Source organism: Shewanella halifaxensis HAW-EB4, assembly GCF_000019185.1.
Classification (GTDB): Bacteria; Pseudomonadota; Gammaproteobacteria; order Enterobacterales; family Shewanellaceae; genus Shewanella; species Shewanella halifaxensis.
This window is the reverse complement of record NC_010334.1, coordinates 2,934,170-2,952,329: the sequence shown is the minus strand read 5'-3', so window position 1 is coordinate 2,952,329 and position 18,160 is coordinate 2,934,170. Positions and strand designations below refer to the sequence as shown.

Below are 18,160 nucleotides of genomic sequence, written 5' to 3'. Positions count from 1 at the left end.
GTTTGAACCAGCGAAGAATTAATAAGCAGAATAACTTCTATTATATGACAGGAGCACTTGTCGTGCTGCTGTTGAGTGCATCTTTGGCTAAGTCCCTAATGGGCGGCATGCTGGAATCCTTACTCGAAGGCGTTATTGCAATCACTTTTTTAGTTTGCGTGATTAGCTTAGGTGTCGATAAGAGTTGGAAGCGCTTTATGCAGGTGCTAATCGTTATTTGGCTGCTAACAGCTATCAGTAAACGTTTTGTCACTATCCCCCACCTTGACCTTTTTATGCTTGGGTTAATGTTTGCGTTTTTCTGGGGCACCTTTAGCTCTATAGCAAAGCAGGTCCTGTTTTCGGGGGCGGTTAGTGGTAATCAAGTGGTTGGGTCTATTGCACTTTTTCTACTGCTAGGCCTAATGTGGGCTTTGGTTTACTTGCTGATTTTAGCATTATCGCCTAACGCATTTTCTGGGATAGAGCATAGCGCCTGGGGGCAAAATTTTTCACAGATGGCTTATTTTAGTTTTGTTACCCTGACGACATTAGGCTACGGTGATATCAGCCCCAATACGCCTTTTGCGCAGGTTGCGGTATATATGGAGGCCATTGCCGGCGTGTTTTACATGGCGATTGTCGTGGCAAGTTTGGTGAGTGCTGGATTGGCACAGAAATCAACCCAACAGGAAGGTTAATATGGAAAATCCTATGCAACATAATCAAAATAAGTTGTTCATCAGCAATATGATGGAATCGGCAATAAGGATCGGCTTGCTGTTTATTCTGATTGTTTGGACCTTCGATATTATCAAGCCATTTGTTATCCCAGTACTTTGGGGGGCGATTATAGCGGTAGCGCTGATGCCTATTACTCAGAAACTTGAAAGGGCATTAAAAGGACGCCGCGGGCTCGCAGCGTCAATTCTTGCGTTAGCGGGGATTATATTGCTTATTGCGCCATTCTGGATTGTTTCAAGTTCAATTTTTGATGGGGTCACACATATGATTGAAGTGTTGCAATCAGGTGATGTAGACATTCCTGGCCCGACTCAAAAAGTCGCAGATATCCCGCTTATTGGCGATAAACTTTATGACATCTGGGCGTTATTTGCGACTAATTTAGAAAAAGCCGTGCTGCACTTTTTACCGCAAATTAAAACCGGAGTAACAGCCGCTGCAGGTATGCTAGGTAGCAGCTTAGGTTCTTTAGTGATGTTTATTATTTCGCTGGCCATTGCTGGTGGTTTTATGGCGCATGCAGAGAAATCTGCGGCGGCAGTGAGTACTGTTGCGGTCAGAGTCGCTGGTAAGCACGGAGAAGAGTGGACGAGTTTAACTGCCGCCACGATTCGCAGTGTATTGCTTGGTGTGGTTGGTGTTGCGTTTATTCAAAGTATCTTGATTGGCTCGGCATTGTTTACCTTTAGCATTCCTGCAGCAGGTATATTTACCTTTATCGTGTTCATTTTGGGCATTGCTCAATTGCCGCCATTATTAGTGGTATTACCGCTTATTTTCTATGTGTTCTCAACTCATGACTCGACGCCAGCAACCATATTTACAGTGTGGGTGCTGATCGCCGGTATTTCAGATAGTTTCTTAAAGCCTATGCTGATGGGGCGTGGGGTAGATGTGCCTATGCCGGTTATTCTAATTGGTGCGATTGGTGGCATGATCACAGCTGGTATCATTGGCTTGTTCTTAGGGGCGGTTATTTTGGCTATTTGGTATGAGCTGTTTATAACTTGGCTAAAAACCGAAGAGGAGGCAACGACAGGCTCCCAAGCGCTTAACAAGGCCGAAGATAAGCTGGTGACGGCTCCTGGTCATGATGGCGCCAATGAGTAAGCGTTTGTTGCGATAATGAGTTAAATCACATAAGGGTGCCATTGTGCACCTTTTTTATTGGCTCTCGATTATAATTGTCTGGCATAGACGTCAATATCGACATGTAAGGAACACGCTAGTGAATGACTTAAAATCTGTGGTTTGGCGTTGGTTTCAACAGGGGGCAATACCTGAAAAGTCACTGTCACAAGCCCTGTCTCTTGTCAGTGTTGCTACCGAAAATGAACCTGATAGCACGCAATGGCGCACTCTAAATGAACTGTTGCTCACCTGGGGAGCTGCGCTTCTGTTAGGCTCGGGGCTTATCTTCTTTATTGCCGCTAATTGGCAAAGCATGAGTTCGGTGGCACGATTTGCATTGGTCGAGTCAGCCCTTGTATTGGCACTGGCTTTATATCTTGTTTTACGTATGTGGGCAATTAAACGCGGCGATCCGCTCGGATTTGGCTATACCTCAGCAAACGCGGTGTTGTTCGCGACCTCGGTAATCATTGGCAGCTTGCTGGCCTTGCTCGGGCAGACCTACCAAACGGGAGCGGATCCTTGGCAGTTGTTCGCACTCTGGGCGTTGTTTATTGTTCCTATTGCCTTGGTGGCTGGCTCTGAGCTGCTGTGGTTGTTATTGGGCTTACTCGTTAACCTCGCTGTCGTGCTCTATTATCAAACCTTTCCCGGTTTATTTGGTCGTTTGTTTCTGTTTGATTTGGCGTTAGAAGCGTTATTTTTACTCAATCTATTACTGCATTTTAGCTTTTTGTTACTCAGTGGTAAGCTTGGCGCATTGGCCTATATACCGTCTTATCGCCCCCAAAGATTCGCAGCCCCTCTATTGCAACATATCACCATCACTATTGCCGTTTTCTGTATAACCCTATTGGTGATAGAAGCGATTTTTGATGGAGACGCACTCGTTTGGCTGGGGGGGTATTTGGGATTCATTACAGCCGGGGCCTTGCTATATAACCTGATACTTAAACAGATCTTTGTCCTCGCCATTGGCGGATTTAGCCTCGTCGCTGTCACCAATAGCCTATTATTGCGCCTAGTGCTTGAGGGGCAAGATCCCGTGGGGATGTTGTTAGTATTAGGGTTAACCATTATTGGCTCAACGAGCTTGCTCTCTTTATGGCTTAAGCAGCGTCAGCAAGCTTTTCAACTGGATAGGGGGCACGATGTTGCATAAACTCTTTTCTAATCGTGGCGGGAGTCTGGATGCAGGTGAAGCAAAACTTTGGTCTGAATTCGTAACGCAGAATTTGACCCGTCAAGATAATATGCCTGAGACCGTTCAGCCAAGCCCTTGGTATATAAAATTGATGCAAACATTTGCCGCTTGGGTGGCTTCACTGTTCATTCTTGCCTTTAGCATCAGCTTTTTTAACCTCTTCTTCGATGATTTAGACACTGGCTTCGCGACTATTGTGGGGATATTTTACAGCGGCTTTGGCATTTTGCTCTATCGCCTCAGGGCTGCTAAGTCGTTGTTTGTTAATCAGATGGCACTCGCCTTAAGCCTATGTGGACTGCTGTCGCTTGGCTATGGCATGACAGGCTGGTTCGCCGACAGCTTAGGCGAGAATATTGGACTCGCATGGTATTTAACCTTTGGGGGTATTTTACTGCTCAATTGGTTTTGGATAGGGCACGCTAGCCACCAATATGTGATGAGCTTTGCCATGATAGCCTGTCTGGTCGGTGCTGGTTATGAGCTAAGTCTACTTGAGCTTATGCCAACGCTCATCATGTTACTGTTTGCCATTGTCTGGTTGAACCACGGTAAAAGCGGCAGACATCTTGCCCGTTTGAGTGCCCTTGGCCATATGCTCGCCTTGTGGGTGATACTCATTCAGTTACCACTCTTAGCGAATCATTCAACAGCCAGCCAATCTGTATTAATCACTGGAGATAACCTTCCCATATTGGCTACATGGACCAATGTGTTATCAGTAGTTACAACGCTAATTGTCTTAGTCATATTGCTGGTGCAGATTTTACGGTCATTACCCTTAAGCCTGAGCAGTAAGCAGGCGCAGATAAGCGCACTAGCAATTCTGCTGCTGGCAGGGCTTGCTATCCCTATGACGGGTCTATCGGCAGCAGTGTTGGTGATAATGTTGGGCTTTTACGTCAGAGAAAGAGCCGTTTTCTTCATAGGCCTTACAGGATTATTGAGTTTTATTGGATGGTACTACTACAGTTTGCAGTTACCCCTACTGGAAAAGTCACTCTGGTTGATCTCATTAGGCGCATTACTGATCTTAGCTAAGTTACTATTAACTTGGCTTTTACCTAAGCTGGATAAGCATGGGGGAGAGCAGCATGAAGGTTAAGTTACCCATCTCAGTTTATATTCTGATAGCGACCATTTTTGCCATATTGACCTTGGTTAATTGGGATATCTATCAAAAAGAGCAGCATTTAGCTCATGGCAAAGTGGTGCGCTTAGCGCTTGCGCCAGTGGATCCTCGCTCGTTAATACAGGGCGATTATATGGCACTGAATTATGCTATTGCTGCTGAGCTGAGACCGTTAGTTAAGATGGACGCCGGTGATGGTTTATTGCAAGTAAAGCTTGATAACAACCAAGTGGCCTCGTTGGTGTCTGTTGGTTACGACCAGAAAGAAAATGAATTAGAAGAAATCGCCCCAAATGAAGAAGATGAAATCATCCATATTCAATATCGAATACGCCACAATCAAATTAAGTTTGCCAGCAACGCTTACTTTTTCGAAGAGGGACAAGCGAGCCACTTTGAAGTGGCAAAGTATGGTCAGTTTAGGGTTAATGAGCAGGGGGATTTGTTGTTGGAGTCCATGTTAGATAAAGATTTTAAGCCGATTTAACCTGCACTTTTTATGTTAAACAGGCTTGGCACCCAAGGTGATTTTGAGTTGCTCATTGCCGTTGACTAAGCTGGAGACGGGTTCATTGGGAGATAGGTTAGCCTCTTGTAGACCGTTAAACTCAATATCATTTAGCTGACAATTAACCAGACACTTAAGCTTAAGCAGGTTAGAGGGAGTCGTTGTTAAGCCTGAGTCTACAAAGCCGCTTTCAACGTCGATACAGCACCTTTCAGATGTGAATGTTTGCCTTTCCCCAACATAAAAACGGCGACTCTCTGCTATGAGCACTTTACCGCCGAGCTCATTATTTGCGAACTCTTTATTACTGAATACTGTATCACTGAGTATTAAGCTCAGATCAAGCTGGACGCGTACCCGATGCGATAGGTCAAACTTGGCTTGTTTATCCCGGTTAAGGGAGGATAGATATAAACCACCAAGTGGACTGCTCATCTGTTAACTACCTATCTGTTTTCTAATGCTATCTAAAATTTTGGTTCGGGTAGCACGGCTGGTGTACTATCCACATAAGTTAAAAAGTTATCCCAGATCTCATATGTTCTCAGCTTTGTCAGCCTTGTCTTACATGAAATCGCCATGACACCTCGAATGGTACCATCACGCCACTGGGTATATACCGAATCACAGTGAGAGGTTAAATATTGCTGCCAATCATTTTGAGCCACTTTAATAGCATTAATCAGTTGGGGATCGTAACTATTGTGCTCATAGCTTTTCGCTAAATAAGTTTGCATCTCAGCTTTAGCGGCATCCAACTCCATCGCTGCACATTGGTTTATCTCTATGGTCGAGTATGCAGTGTCGCAATTAATCTCATCTGCAAACGATGCAGTTGAAGCTAACGCTAATGTAAAAAGAATATACTTTTTCATGGATCTCTTAGTTATCTTCTATCGGTTTAGCTTGGAAAAAAATCCCCAGCTTAACGCTAAGGATTAATAAGCTGTGTGGCACACAGCTACCGCGATGAACGACTCTTTTTGCTCACCGCTTAGCGAAAAGAAGTTATTTCTTAATCCATTTTCCTGATTTACTTTGGATATAGTGGCCTTTCTTGGTTGCTTGAATGGCTCTCTCTGCGGCTAGCTTAGCGACATCACTGACAGAGATGCTGTTCTGCTTAGCGATTTTTTCATAGTGTGCTTTACGTTTAGTATTCACTGAGCTTGCAACTGCTTTTGCTTCGGCAGAATTTTGTACCACACCTAAATAGCCATTGATCTGTTCACCAACTAGACCTTGAGCCTTGGCATCTTGCAGTGAGATTGCAAAGGCATTAAAGCTAAGTATTAGGCTTGCAACTAGCACAAGTAATTTTGACTTCATCGTGATCTCCTTTAATTCCTTTGCTTAAAATAGTTCGTCGTTGGCTAAGAGTTGATCTAACTCTTTATCGACTTTGATCTTAATTTCATGCTCAATCTTCACGTTGAGATTAATCACAATAGGTTTATCTGGTGGCTCAATCTTAACCGTTGGGCTACAACCAACTAATGCATATAGCGCGAGCATCACGCTTAATAATATTTTCGGATTATGCAATGTTTTCATTGGCTTATCCTTTTCCTTATCGGGTTGGGCTGGTTTGAGGTCTAAATCGGTATTATCTGAAAATACAGAGAATCAATCATAACTCTTTGACAGCCTTTATGATTATTTAACTGCACGTTCAATCTGCTCCTGCAAATTATCGCCGATCTGTAAACTTCTGAGCAACTGTATCATGTTCTCCTCTTGAGAGTAGTTGAAGTGGATCGGTCGTTCAATACCTTGACTGCGTCCTTTTATATTCACCTTAAGCTTGGCATCGCCTAGGGCGTTCATGTCGAAGCTGCTCGAAAGCTCAGAATAGTTTAGGTGTTCTAGGGCGGAGAAAGCGAACTCGAGGTAAGGTTGGCTTTGTCGCATCTGTTCTACGGCGGGATTATTACCTATGGCAATTATGCCGCCGGGGGCGCGAGCTGCGAGTCTACCACCGCTAATACTGGCTTTGCCCTTTTCGATGCTAACGGGCAGTACGCCATCGAAGATGCCATCGGCGTAGATCCCGACTTGAGGATGGATTGCCAGCAGCTGCTTAAGACTGATGTGTTGTAATACAAAGTAAGCTGAAGAGGGCTTTCTTAAGTTCAACTGAAACTTTGGGATCAGTAGCTGCCCGCTTAATAAGTTCCCTCGCGCTGTAAGGCCTACCGACGCTTGTTTGACCCCTAGAAGTTGCTGCGCTAAGGCTAAGTTTTTAGCCTTGTCTTGGCTTTCTACAGGATCTGCCGGTTCGGTGATGTTTGATTCCGTGGCGAATGAAACCGCGGCTTCGGCGTTGACATCGGTGATCAGTACACCAGGATTAAACGCTTGCAGAGAGAGCTTTATATTATCGCAGTTAAATGCACTGGCGCGTTTATTGGCGCTATCTTGTTGCCAATTAAATTGACATTGGGTATCTATATTTCCGCCTTCGAAGGGCAGGTTATTAAGGCTACCTTGAATATTACTCACCTGTGGGTCTAGGGTTAGATTAAAGCCAAGCTGTTGATTTCTAGTAAGCTGGTAATGCATGGCAAGCTTGGCATTGCCTTGAATATCGAGCGAATTGGGTAAGCTGTCGGTTTGGCTTAAAAATGCCAAAATTGGTGCGAATTCGCTGCTAAATTGCCAGTCTCCGCTTAAGTTAAAACGGCTTAAATCGCTTAAATTGGGGGTAAACTGATGCTGGCTAGTGAGGTAAAGATCATTAATTTGCCAGCTTTCATCACTGTCTAACCGGTGGTGATTAAGGGTTAGCGTTTGGGTTAGTTCAATCGTATCGAACTGAGCGAGCTTTTGTTTAATCTGACGTCTTTTGTGTTTGTTGGCTTTACTGCTTTGTATATGGAGCGCGCGATTATAGCCTGACTTGTCTAGGCTGAGTTGAGTTAGCGTTAAGTCGATTTGATTACTTAGTTTGTGACTCAGAAGCTGAGAGACAAACGATGAGTCATCTTTAACATGAGCAGCATGAGCCTTGCGAGATTTAAACATCAGGGGGATGGCTTGCTGTAACGCGAAGTCAATACCATCTAGCTGCAGCTTATAGTGCTCCTCAAGTGCATTGTTGAGTTGTAAGTCACCTGTTAAGTCTGTGACTCGATAGCGAAGCGCTGGGATGGTTAGTTGGTTTTGACTCTGGTTTTGACTCTGACTGTAATTGTATTCAAAAGGCGAGTTTAGGGTCAGCTGTGTCTGGCCAATATGAGTATTAAGCTGTGAAGGTGAAGTCTTGTTATCAGCCACTTTCGCTGAATTGCTTAGCGTTATTGCCTTGCTCGTTTGGGAGGCTCCGCTAGCGATTGTGATGCGGTAGTGGGACAGCTGTTTAGCCTGAGTTGCCGTTAATCCGCCCTGCATACCCAACGAGGCCTCGCCTATCTCAATCTGGTAAGCTAGTTCACTTAGCTTGGGCCATAACTTATTGAGGCTAAGAGATTGCTCATGCGATGCCTTAAGTTGCCAGTTTGCGCTGAGTTTATAATCATTTGTAGTAGAGATTGTCGTAGAGCTTGGCTCCGTGGGCGTCGATGCAGTTTGGCTTTCAAGGGGTTGGTAGTTTAAAGATGAAACTAACAGCTCGGCATCGAGCTTACTGTCTTCTAAAAATAGCGCGAGTTTTGGCACTGATAGATTTTGTTGTTCGATCTGGTAGCTTAATCCATCATCAAGACTGAGCATCAGGCTAGGGCGTTTCTGCTTGGCTTGCCCTGTTTTCTTAGCTTTGGCATTTTCTTCGGCTATAGCATTGGGGCTTAACTGCTTGTATAGATTAAACAGCGCTTGCTCGAACGGCTTATCATTGAGTCGTTGCAGTATGCGACGAAGCTGCTCATCGCTTTTTTGGCTACTGTCCAAGATGTCAGATGCGGCTAAGCTATTCTCTAAGGCGAGTACCAGCTTAAACGGCATAACCGTTAATTCGAGGCTGGCTATATGGCCGCCGAACTCAAAATTTAGCCGGCCTAACTGCTCTTGTTCCTTTTGTGCTTTTTGGCCCAAGCCAAGGTTGATGGGCTGCAGTGTTTGCTTGGCGAAATCGTTAAAGGTGACTCTGGTTCCTAACAAACTGTGCTTGGAGCTGAGCTGCGCGTTTTTTAAATTAAGCGTAAACTGTGAGTCCAGCTTGGCCTCGATGCTAATATGCCTGTCATCTATCGCTTGAGTGAGTCGGTATAGCGGTGCCAATAGACTTTCGTTTTGGGAATGGATTTTCTTCTGACTTGTTGCTTGAGCTTCACTCTGTGATGACAAAGATATTTGAGTCTGCTTGGCGTGCAATGCTTTTTCGGTCGCAGCTAATTGACGACTAAAGGATTGCAGCAGGGTTAGATCAACACTAGTGGTTGCACTCCATCGTTTCGGTGTCAGTTTTGCCGATAGAGAGAGCAGAGGCTTGTGGTTGACATCGATTTGGCTTTTTAACTCTCCGTGCTTGCTTAAACTCAGACCATTTAGCTCAAGACTTGGCGCAGAACTATCGGCACCTTTAATAGAGATGTGCGTCTGCTTGAGATCAATATCGGGAAATGCATCAAAGTTAAGCGCTATGGTGGGCCCCGTTTCACCGCTATCTTCGGGCGATGCGGTTAATGCGCTTAGTGCGAGCTTTACATCAACCTTAGCGACGGAAAGAGCGGCAAGATCGCTGACTTTAAAGGCCCAAAGCTGTGTTTTTTCATCGAGTAAGATATCAATGTCAGATATCTGAACTTCTGTTTCATCCACGGTTAATTCAGTGCTCGATATATGCCATTGCCTTAAACTGATGGGTTTAAAGCTAAGTTGGTGGATTTTTGTGTTATAGGGCGCTAGAAACTGGTTGGCGAGATCCATCGTGATGCGCTCATAATACCAAAGAGCAACCCCACCAGTGAGAGTCACAAGTGTGATTAAAGTGACGAGTGAGAATAATGTAAAGCGCGCGGCTTTTTGTTTCCAATTTTTCGATACTGCCTGTTGCACTAGCAAGGTTCCGTCTGTCGTTGGCTAAAGGAGCGGTTTGCTTCTCGCTTTCAGTATAGTCAGAGGATTCTAACATCTTAACCAAAGTGCTGAATAGCTGAACGATACTTAGTTGCTTGTCAATAAAGCTAAAGACTATGAATGCCTGAAGGGCAGTTACTCGCTTTAGTTAAGGTTAAATAAACCAAAGAGTTGTGACTGAGTTCAAATATTTTTTCGTTGTTAGCCATTCCATCTGATACAAATTGAACCATCTGTTACTTAACTGCTCAACAGGTGGCGAGTCTTGGTATTCGTAAGGGTCAGCGATTCATTTTACTGAAGTACTATTTAGCGAATGCTGACATCAGTTAATAGATCCGTTTAACAAGAAGAGGTTTAGATTGAAAAACTTGGGTTGGTTGTTGGTTTTCATTCCCGCATTATGCATTTGCTCTCTAGTGCTAATGGTTATTTTTCATTACTTTCATATTATCGAAAGTTCCAGCATTGTATTAAACAGTATGTTTTTGTTGCTGGGGATTAATGTGCTTGGTTGCATTGTTATTGGTGTCAGAACGTCTGGAAATCTTCCCTATCTGCTTTTTGGTAATCTATTATTTTTTATCATCTTTGTATTTTCGATTACCACAGTGAGAAATCATAACTGCAATCATCATGAGCAGGATGAAGTATTCCAATACGGGGTACATGAAGCGAGCGCACAGTTTGATATCGGTGTGGATGCTAGGTGTGATGTATGTGATTAGTATTTCGGGTGAGGTTTTTTAAAGCTTCACAGCGAGAGTGTCGATTAAAAGCTTCACGTGGGTATTCGTTTAATTCGACTGCAGCGATGATCTTATTAGATTTTCACTGCAGCCGAACTTAAGTGAGAAGGTGAGCCTAACGTTAGGCTTACCTTCTATCACGTTATTATTTCCAGCCAATATGGGTCGTGAGTGTGTGACTCTCGTTAGGTGCCAAGGTGATCTTATCTTCTAATACATTGGCCGCTTCCAAGCAGACCATAGTGAGATAGTCATCGCTATTAAAGCGCGATAAGCGTTCAGATTTCTCAACCCATGGGTTCCAAAGCACAGCACTTTTGCTGTTTTCTCGGCGCACTTCGATGATGCCATCTGGCGTATGCAGCGCTTGGCATTCGCTTAAGTCGGTATAGACACGATCCGTTTCACGGGTAAAGCTGACGCTATCATCTTCTTGAGGGTGGGGGCCTTTACCAAATTCAATATATTTAGCCCCGCTAAACCCCGTCGCCTTTAGTTGGTGAATGTTGCTGATGGGGAAATAGGTATGCAGCGCCTGAGTTAAGCTGACATCATAATCACCATGGTTAGTATTCTTAAGGCTTACAGAGAGTGTGTCACTTAAGGTAAATAGCAATTCTACTTCGGTATCATGGGGCCAATATTGCCTGTCTTCATCACTCAGTTTAAGCGTGAACTTGAGATCCACCTGTTGCTCGCGCATCTTTACTGACTCGAGAGACCAAACTCGTGTGCGTGCGAAGCCGTGTTGAGGGAAATCAGGGTTATCATTCATTCCAAACCAAGGCCAGCACACTGGAATACCACCACGGATCCCGCTGCCGGGCTGATAATCATCGGCGCTGGAGACCCATAATAGTGGTTTTTTACCGACGGGTTCGAAGTAATCAATTTGTGCGCCTTGCATAAAAATTCTGGCTTTGCACAAATCGGTGTTCACTTCGACATACTCTAAGCCGTTAGCATGTTTGTTCGTGGTGACGGAGCCCATTGGGAGTAGTCCTTTCATAGCGTTAGCGCGGATAATTTAATTAGCTTACCCGTTTTTCAATATAGAGATAAGCCTTGTTTTGACTGTATTTACGGTAATGCTGTTCTGTTGTACAAACAAAGTGAAAATGTTGCTGAGTTTTTACTCAAACTTGGTTATGGTGGTCAGAGCACTGACCATTACTAATAACGACTAATAAGAAATGAAAGGGATGACACTATGCCTATTTACCAAGCGCCAATACGTGATTACCAGTTTATTTTAGGCGAACTGCTTAATATTTATCAGCAAGATCACTTAACAGGGTTCGATGAGTTTGATCCAGAGCTGATTGATACCGTACTGCAAGGCGTTGCAGACTTCACCACCGATATTATGCTGCCATTAAATGGCAGTGGTGATATTGAGGGATGCCGTTTGCAAGATGGTAAGGTCGTAACCCCTAAAGGTTTTATTGAAGCCTACCAACAATATGTCGATAACGGCTGGGCGACATTAACCTGTGATCCTGAGTTTGGCGGCCAAGGGTTGCCCGAAGTGGTCGGTGTTTTTGCCACCGAAATGAAAACTTCAACCAACATGGCATTTGCCATGTATCCCGGACTCACTCATGGTGCTTACGCTGCCATTCATGCCCACGGTAGTGATGAGTTAAAAGCCAAGTATTTAGAAAAGTTAGTCAGTGGTGAGTGGACTGGCACCATGAATTTAACTGAGTCCCATGCGGGTACCGACTTGGCATTGTTACGCACTAAAGCCGTACCAGCAAGCGAGGGCTCGTTCGCCATTACTGGGGAGAAGATCTTTATCTCCTCTGGCGATCATGACTTAACCGACAATATTGTGCATTTAGTGTTAGCAAGGTTACCGGACGCGCCAGAGGGCGTAAAAGGGATCTCGCTGTTTGTCGTGCCTAAGGTACTGATTAACGATGACGGTAGTTTAGGTGAACTCAACAGTCTTTATGCAGCAAGCCTTGAGCATAAAATGGGGATCCACGGTAACTCGACCTGTGTGATGAACTTTGATGGCGCCATCGGCGAGCTGGTGGGCGAGCCGCATCAGGGTCTTCGCGCCATGTTCACCATGATGAATCAAGCTAGACTGGGAGTGGGAGTTCAAGGATTAGGCGTGTCTGAAATCGCCTATCAAAATGCCTTAGCGTATGCCAAAGATCGTATTCAAGGCCGTGCATTGAGCGGCGTTAAGCAAGCAGCGCAAGCGGCTGACTCCATTCTGGTACATGGTGATGTGCGCCGAATGTTATTGTCACAAAAAGCCTTTAATGAAGGCACTCGTGCACTAATGGGGCAACAGGCGCTCTGGCTCGATGAAGCCGAAAGACACAGTTCTCCTGAACAGGCCAAAGCTGCGTCAAAGCTTGCCGCACTGTTTACGCCCATCGTGAAAGGCTTTGTGACTGACCAAGGGTTTAAGGCTTGTGTCGATGCTCAGCAAGTATTTGGCGGGCATGGTTATATTCATGAATGGGGGATGGAGCAATTTGTACGTGATAGTCGTATTGCGATGATCTATGAAGGCACCAATGGTGTACAGGCGTTAGATCTTGTCGGGCGAAAAATACTGTCTGATAAAGCGCAGACTCTGCAGCTATGGTCCGAACAAGTTAAACTGCTTATTCAACGTAATATGGGTAATGATGCAATGAAGCCCTATATCGCAGGCTTAATGGATGCGGCGGGCGATCTTGAAAAGGCCACGGGTTACATTGCGGAAAATGCGGCTAAAAACCCCGATATTATCGGTGCAGCCTCCATGGCATATATGCAGATCTTAGGGATTACGGCGCTGGGGTGGATGTGGACTCGAATCGCCGAAAAAGCCCTGCATCAATTGGCTGAAGGCGCAGAAGAGAAGGCGTTTTATCAGGACAAGTTGAAAACAGCTGAATTTTATATGGGCTATTGGGCTGTGCAGACTCGAAGCTTACGCAAACAAATACAGGCGGCAAGCGCTGAAATTGTCGCATTTGAGGATAGTGCATTCTAAGGATGGCTGCACTTTGCAAATGCCCCCCTCTATTACTTATGCTAATAGAGGGGGGTTGTCTTTAGGCCTAACCCATCGACATTAAGCCGTTTTTTTATAGAATTTTCGCTAAGCACTTAGACAAAAATATCCAAACTGAGATAACCTTGCCGCACTTTATTTAGCAGCAATGGCTGTCTTTATTTAATTAGGATTGATATGCAGTACAAATGGGTACTTTTTGACGCTGATGAGACCTTGTTTCACTTCGACGCTTTTCAAGGATTACAGTTGATGTTCTCTCGTTTTGATGTGGATTTTACCCGTCAAGACTTCCAGCACTATCAAACGGTTAATCAACCACTTTGGGTTGATTATCAAGATGGCAAGTTGACTGCAAAAGAGCTGCAAAATATCCGTTTTGAATCTTGGGCGGAGAAACTTACAGTTTCAACCCAGAGACTCAATAGCGATTTTCTCACCGCCATGGCAGAAATTTGTCAGTTGTTACCCGGCGCTCAGGAGTTGATAGATAGCCTTACTGGCCGAGTCAATATGGGCATTATTACCAACGGCTTTACCGAATTACAGAACGTTCGCTTAGAAAAAGTGGGCCTAGCTAATCGTTTCTCGCCGTTGGTGATCTCCGAAGAGGTCGGCGTGGCAAAGCCCGATGTTGGTATTTTTAATCATGCGTTTGCGATGATGGGCCACCCCAAAAAAGAGTCGATACTCATGGTGGGTGATAACCCACACTCAGATATTCTTGGCGGGCTAAATGCCGGAATTCATACCTGTTGGCTCAATAGTCACGGCGCTGAGAAACCCCATGATATAGAGCCACATTATCAGGTAGGTTCCCTATGTGAGCTACGTCTGCTGTTGTCCGATAAGATGATGGCTTAGTCACGTTTCTCAAAATGCAGCAGGCGGTTATTGGCAGGCATCGGGTGGTCTGTGACCAGCGTCAAGCCTTGGGCCGCTGCTAGTGCGGTTATCCACTCTATATCGCGGATCGCACTTTGCGGGTTCTGCTCAAAAAGCCATTTATCAAACTGACGATTACTGGCGCTGGTATATTCACCACCGTAGTTAAACGGGCCATAAACACAAAACTGGCCCTTTATTGCCAAGTGTTTTCCTAATCCTCTAAAAAAATCCTCGACCATAGATTTAGACATAATATGTAAGGTATTGGCGGTAAAAATACCTTCTAGGGTGTCATTCTCAAGTTTGTTTACAGGCCAAGGCTGAGTGACATCTAGCTCGATAGGTGCCCGTAAATTATCACTGGGCTGCTTGGCGAGCCAAGCGTTGATACCATTGTGATAGGCCAATTGATCACTGGTTTGCCAGATAAGTTGAGGTAACTGCTTGGCAAAATAAACCGCATGTTGCCCCGTGCCGCTGCCAATCTCTAGCACCTGGCTGACATCGCTAAAGCTGTGGATTAGCACGGCCAAAATGGCTGATTTATTATTTTCGCAAGATTGAGAGTAGGGAACTTGGTTCACGATAGCTTCTTTGATTTAGGGTCAGAGTATTGGTTTTACCTTGTCTACCGACTGAATTCAACTTGCAGGGTAAATCAGGTCAGCCTCGACAAGATTGTGACTGCAGTACAAGGTCACAGTATATCAAACTTAACCATAAGATTTAGTTTTAGGCGTTGCAGGTAAAAGACGTTAATATCTAAGTCCAATTTTGAGGTTAACAGGCATAATTTTGGCTATTGAGCATAATGAGATTGTATCGCTACTAAGCGAACTTGAATGCAGAACGAATTTTTCAATCAAGAAAGTGACAGAATATATGCTTCCTAAGCTTAAGGAGCCGTTTTATCTGTATCTCGATGGCAAGCAAGCACAATTGGTGATCCGTCCTGCTTATGAGGTGTTTAAAGCAGATCTCGCCGCAATTGAAGGTGTGAATGCCAAAGCACAATACTGCCACTACTCAGAGATGACGCGATTTCCTAAGCGTATCCAAAAGAGCGTTAACGGTATCCATTATGGTCTAGCCTTTAGCTTCGACTCTAAAGAAGCCGTGAAATCTTTTGTTGAGAAACTGATCGTGATTAATCAAGGCTAGCAAGTTAGCTTATATTGGCACGGTTAGGCAGAGTTAGTCGTTTTAAAACATTCTTACACCAAAATGTATACCAGCGTTTAACTTAATCTGGTTTACACTTATGCGTTATGCGTTATGCGTAGTGAATGATGGGTGTGATGGATAAGACAAGGAGTCAAATAGACATGGAGCCTAATAAGGTTGAGTCCCAAGAACCGATGCATGATGCCGATATTATGGCTCTTTTATCGGAGCTAAATAAGAAAAGGCTAAAGTTACTTGTGTTAACCCTTGGCGTTATTGCAGGGATCCCCGCAGGGTTTTATGGTGCGCGCTGGTTATACCAGTTATTTATTCCAGCAACTTAGCTAAACTCAAATGATAAAAAGGCGCCTACTAACTAATAGGCGCCTTTTGAGTTTTCATTTTAACAAAGTTTCAAATGGTTAGTTCGATTTTACTTAGTCAATAAACCTCGGCTGCGTAGTAGTGGGTCAATACCCGCTTCTTTACCACGGAACTGTTTGTATAGCTGCATAGGATCTTCGCTGCCACCTTGAGAGAGGATGTTGTCTCTAAAGGCATCGGCAGTGGCTTTATCGAAAATGCCATTCTCTTTAAAGGCTTCAAACGCATCAGCCCCTAAAATATCAGACCAGATATAGCTGTAGTAACCTGCCGAGTATCCGCCAGAGAAGATATGCGAGAAGTAAGTACTCCGATAGCGCGGGGCGATCTCTGAGATAAGCCCCATCTTGTTGAGTGACTCAGCTTCAAACTTAGCCGCATCTTTTGGCATAAAGTCGGTCACCGTGTGCCAATCTAAATCAAGCTTAGTCGCCGCCATATACTCAACCGTTGCAAAGCCTTGGTTGAACTTGCTTGCGGCTTGAATTTTCTTCACTAGCTCTTGTGGGATCACTTCACCGGTTTTGTAGTGCTTGGCAAATTGCGCTAATACCTCAGGTTGAGTCATCCAGTTTTCCATCACCTGAGATGGGAACTCAACATAGTCACGTGGCACAGATGTGCCTGCTTGAGAGCGATACTCAACATCAGAAAGCATGCCGTGCAGTGCATGACCAAATTCATGGAATAGGGTGCTAGCTTCATCGAATGTTAGCAGTGCTGGCTCGTCGCCCACAGGACGAGGATAGTTAAGTACGTTGACGATGATTGGCTTAGAGTCAGTGCCATCCATGTTGTATTGTTGACGGTAAGAGTTCATCCAAGCGCCGCCACGCTTGCTATCGCGAACGAAGTAGTCACCCATAAATATGGCCATTAGCTCGCCATTCTTGTCATACACTTCCCACGTTCGCACTTCGTCGTTGTACTTAGGCAGGTCGGTACGCTCTTTCACCGTGATACCAAACAGGCGATTAGCGGTATGGAACACACCTTTAAGGGTATTTTCTAATGAGAAGTAAGGGCGAGTTTGCTGCTCGTTAAAGCTGTATTTAGCAACGCGGATCTTATCTGAGTAGTACCACCAGTCCCATCCTGCAAGCTTGAAGTCACCGCCTTCAGAATCGATAAGTGCTTGCATGTCAGCCACTTCAGATTCAGCTTGAGCAAGCGCCGCTGGCCACACCTTGTTAAGTAATTCGTAGACATTTTCTGGAGTCTTCGCAGTGCGCTCTTCGAGTACGAAATGCGCGTGGGTCTTATAACCCATCAATTGGGCGCGCTCAGCACGTAGCGCTGCCATCTTGGCTAGAATCTTCTTGTTATCATTGGCGTTATCGTTGTTGCCGCGCTCAACGTAACCTTTATAGAGGGTTTCACGCAGCTCGCGGTTATCGGCATAGGTTAAAAATGGCGTGATAGAAGGGCGTGAAGTGGTGAATACCCATTTGCCGTCGTGGCCACGCTTAGTCGCAGTTTGCGCCGCAGTGTTAATTACGTCGTCAGGCAGACCGGCTAAGTTGGCCTTGTTATCGATCACTAGCTCAAATGCGTTGGTTTCGGCCAGCAGGTTATCGCCAAACTCTAGACTCAGTTTGCCAATTTGTTCATTAAGCGCACGCAGTTTAGTCTTATCTGCTTCACTTAGGTTGGCGCCGCCACGAGTAAATGACTTGTAGGTATCTTCAAGCAGTTTTGCCTGAGCAACATTTAAAGAGAGAGTATCGCGCTGGTCATAAACCGTTTTCACTTTCTGGAATAGGGCATCATTTAGCAAGATATCATCACTTGCAGATGACAGCATAGGCGCCACGTCTTTTGAGATTGCTTGTAGCTCCTCGTTAGTGTCTGCACCCGTTAGATTATAAAAAACGCTAGCCACTTTAGTGGTTAAGTTTCCAGAAAACTCCATCGCTTCAATAGTGTTAGCGAAAGTTGCCGCATCAGGATTATCAATAATGGTTTGAATTTCAGCCTGATGTTGTGCGATCCCAGCCTTGAAAGCGGGTAGGTAGTGCTCTGGCTTGATTTTAGCGAAATCAGGAATTCCGAAATAGGTATCATATGGCTTGAAAAATGGGTTGCTGGCATTGTTGTCAATGATTTGCTGAGCAACAACATTAGGCGCGACGAGTGTTTGTGTGCTCGTATTCGTGCTTGGATTGGAAGCACTACATGCACTAAGTGCTAATGCTAATGCGACAGCTGAAACGATTGGTTTGAGGGTTAATCCCTTCAT

Annotated in this window: 17 protein-coding genes; 9 read left to right on the top strand and 8 right to left on the bottom strand. The window is 44.8% G+C overall.

Annotated features, from left to right (window positions below; genetic code table 11):
* Window positions 1–2: 2 nt before the first annotated feature.
* The 5 genes from SHAL_RS12740 to SHAL_RS12720 all read left to right on the top strand — a co-directional run bounded on the left by SHAL_RS12740 (window position 3) and on the right by SHAL_RS12720 (window position 4,677).
* On the top strand, window positions 3–680 hold the full coding sequence (locus tag SHAL_RS12740; RefSeq protein WP_012277532.1) for a potassium channel family protein: 678 nt from the start codon (window positions 3–5) through the stop codon (window positions 678–680).
* 13 nt (window positions 681–693) lie between these two features.
* Window positions 694–1,833, top strand: coding sequence for an AI-2E family transporter (locus SHAL_RS12735; protein ID WP_223296191.1), 1,140 nt, complete (start codon window positions 694–696; stop codon window positions 1,831–1,833).
* Between the two features lie 118 nt (window positions 1,834–1,951).
* Complete coding sequence (locus tag SHAL_RS12730; protein ID WP_150102091.1) at window positions 1,952–3,016, top strand: DUF2157 domain-containing protein; 1,065 nt, start codon at window positions 1,952–1,954, stop codon at window positions 3,014–3,016.
* Window positions 3,006–4,163 (top strand): DUF4401 domain-containing protein, encoded by a 1,158-nt coding sequence (locus SHAL_RS12725; protein WP_012277529.1) that lies wholly within the window; start codon window positions 3,006–3,008, stop codon window positions 4,161–4,163. The genes SHAL_RS12730 and SHAL_RS12725 overlap by 11 nt, the downstream gene beginning before the upstream one ends.
* Window positions 4,153–4,677, top strand: coding sequence for a GDYXXLXY domain-containing protein (locus SHAL_RS12720; RefSeq protein WP_012277528.1), 525 nt, complete (start codon window positions 4,153–4,155; stop codon window positions 4,675–4,677). Before SHAL_RS12725 ends, SHAL_RS12720 begins: the two co-directional genes overlap by 11 nt.
* Window positions 4,678–4,692: 15 nt before the next feature.
* On the opposite strand, the gene SHAL_RS12715 is transcribed toward SHAL_RS12720, so the two are convergent.
* The 6 genes from SHAL_RS12715 to SHAL_RS12685 all read right to left on the bottom strand — a co-directional run bounded on the left by SHAL_RS12715 (window position 4,693) and on the right by SHAL_RS12685 (window position 11,454).
* Window positions 4,693–5,133 carry a hypothetical protein gene (locus SHAL_RS12715; RefSeq protein WP_041415999.1) on the bottom strand — a complete coding sequence of 147 codons (441 nt, stop codon included), beginning with the start codon at window positions 5,131–5,133 and terminating at the stop codon, window positions 4,693–4,695.
* 32 nt (window positions 5,134–5,165) lie between these two features.
* On the bottom strand, window positions 5,166–5,573 hold the full coding sequence (locus tag SHAL_RS12710) for a lysozyme inhibitor LprI family protein (RefSeq protein WP_012277526.1): 408 nt from the start codon (window positions 5,571–5,573) through the stop codon (window positions 5,166–5,168).
* 133 nt (window positions 5,574–5,706) lie between these two features.
* The gene (locus tag SHAL_RS12705; protein ID WP_012277525.1) at window positions 5,707–6,027 is read right to left on the bottom strand and encodes a YdbL family probable chaperone protein; all 321 of its coding nucleotides are present in this window, start codon (window positions 6,025–6,027) and stop codon (window positions 5,707–5,709) included.
* 24 nt (window positions 6,028–6,051) lie between these two features.
* Complete coding sequence (locus tag SHAL_RS12700; protein WP_012277524.1) at window positions 6,052–6,252, bottom strand: YnbE family lipoprotein; 201 nt, start codon at window positions 6,250–6,252, stop codon at window positions 6,052–6,054.
* Window positions 6,253–6,354: 102 nt separating this feature from the next.
* Window positions 6,355–9,693: an intermembrane phospholipid transport YdbH family protein gene (locus SHAL_RS12695; protein ID WP_041415998.1), complete on the bottom strand. Its 3,339-nt coding sequence runs from the start codon at window positions 9,691–9,693 to the stop codon at window positions 6,355–6,357.
* 915 nt (window positions 9,694–10,608) lie between these two features.
* Window positions 10,609–11,454 carry a D-hexose-6-phosphate mutarotase gene (locus SHAL_RS12685; protein WP_012277521.1) on the bottom strand — a complete coding sequence of 282 codons (846 nt, stop codon included), beginning with the start codon at window positions 11,452–11,454 and terminating at the stop codon, window positions 10,609–10,611.
* Between the two features lie 219 nt (window positions 11,455–11,673).
* On the opposite strand from SHAL_RS12685, the gene SHAL_RS12680 reads away from it, so the two are divergent.
* Window positions 11,674–13,464 carry an acyl-CoA dehydrogenase C-terminal domain-containing protein gene (locus SHAL_RS12680; protein WP_012277520.1) on the top strand — a complete coding sequence of 597 codons (1,791 nt, stop codon included), beginning with the start codon at window positions 11,674–11,676 and terminating at the stop codon, window positions 13,462–13,464.
* A gap of 198 nt (window positions 13,465–13,662) precedes the next feature.
* A complete protein-coding gene (yjjG, locus tag SHAL_RS12675; protein ID WP_012277519.1) occupies window positions 13,663–14,349 on the top strand; it encodes a pyrimidine 5'-nucleotidase in 687 nt (228 codons plus the stop codon).
* Here yjjG and SHAL_RS12670 read toward each other — a convergent pair.
* Complete coding sequence (locus tag SHAL_RS12670) at window positions 14,346–14,957, bottom strand: DUF938 domain-containing protein (protein ID WP_012277518.1); 612 nt, start codon at window positions 14,955–14,957, stop codon at window positions 14,346–14,348. The two genes, yjjG and SHAL_RS12670, sit on opposite strands and share 4 nt — an antisense overlap.
* Window positions 14,958–15,168: 211 nt before the next feature.
* On the opposite strand from SHAL_RS12670, the gene SHAL_RS12665 reads away from it, so the two are divergent.
* The gene (locus tag SHAL_RS12665; RefSeq protein WP_041415996.1) at window positions 15,169–15,534 is read left to right on the top strand and encodes a hypothetical protein; all 366 of its coding nucleotides are present in this window, start codon (window positions 15,169–15,171) and stop codon (window positions 15,532–15,534) included.
* Window positions 15,535–15,698: 164 nt separating this feature from the next.
* Window positions 15,699–15,881 carry a hypothetical protein gene (locus tag SHAL_RS12660; protein ID WP_041415995.1) on the top strand — a complete coding sequence of 61 codons (183 nt, stop codon included), beginning with the start codon at window positions 15,699–15,701 and terminating at the stop codon, window positions 15,879–15,881.
* A gap of 89 nt (window positions 15,882–15,970) precedes the next feature.
* Here SHAL_RS12660 and SHAL_RS12655 read toward each other — a convergent pair whose 3' ends face one another.
* Entirely contained in the window at window positions 15,971–18,160 is a 2,190-nt protein-coding gene (locus tag SHAL_RS12655) for a M3 family metallopeptidase (protein ID WP_012277516.1), read from the bottom strand.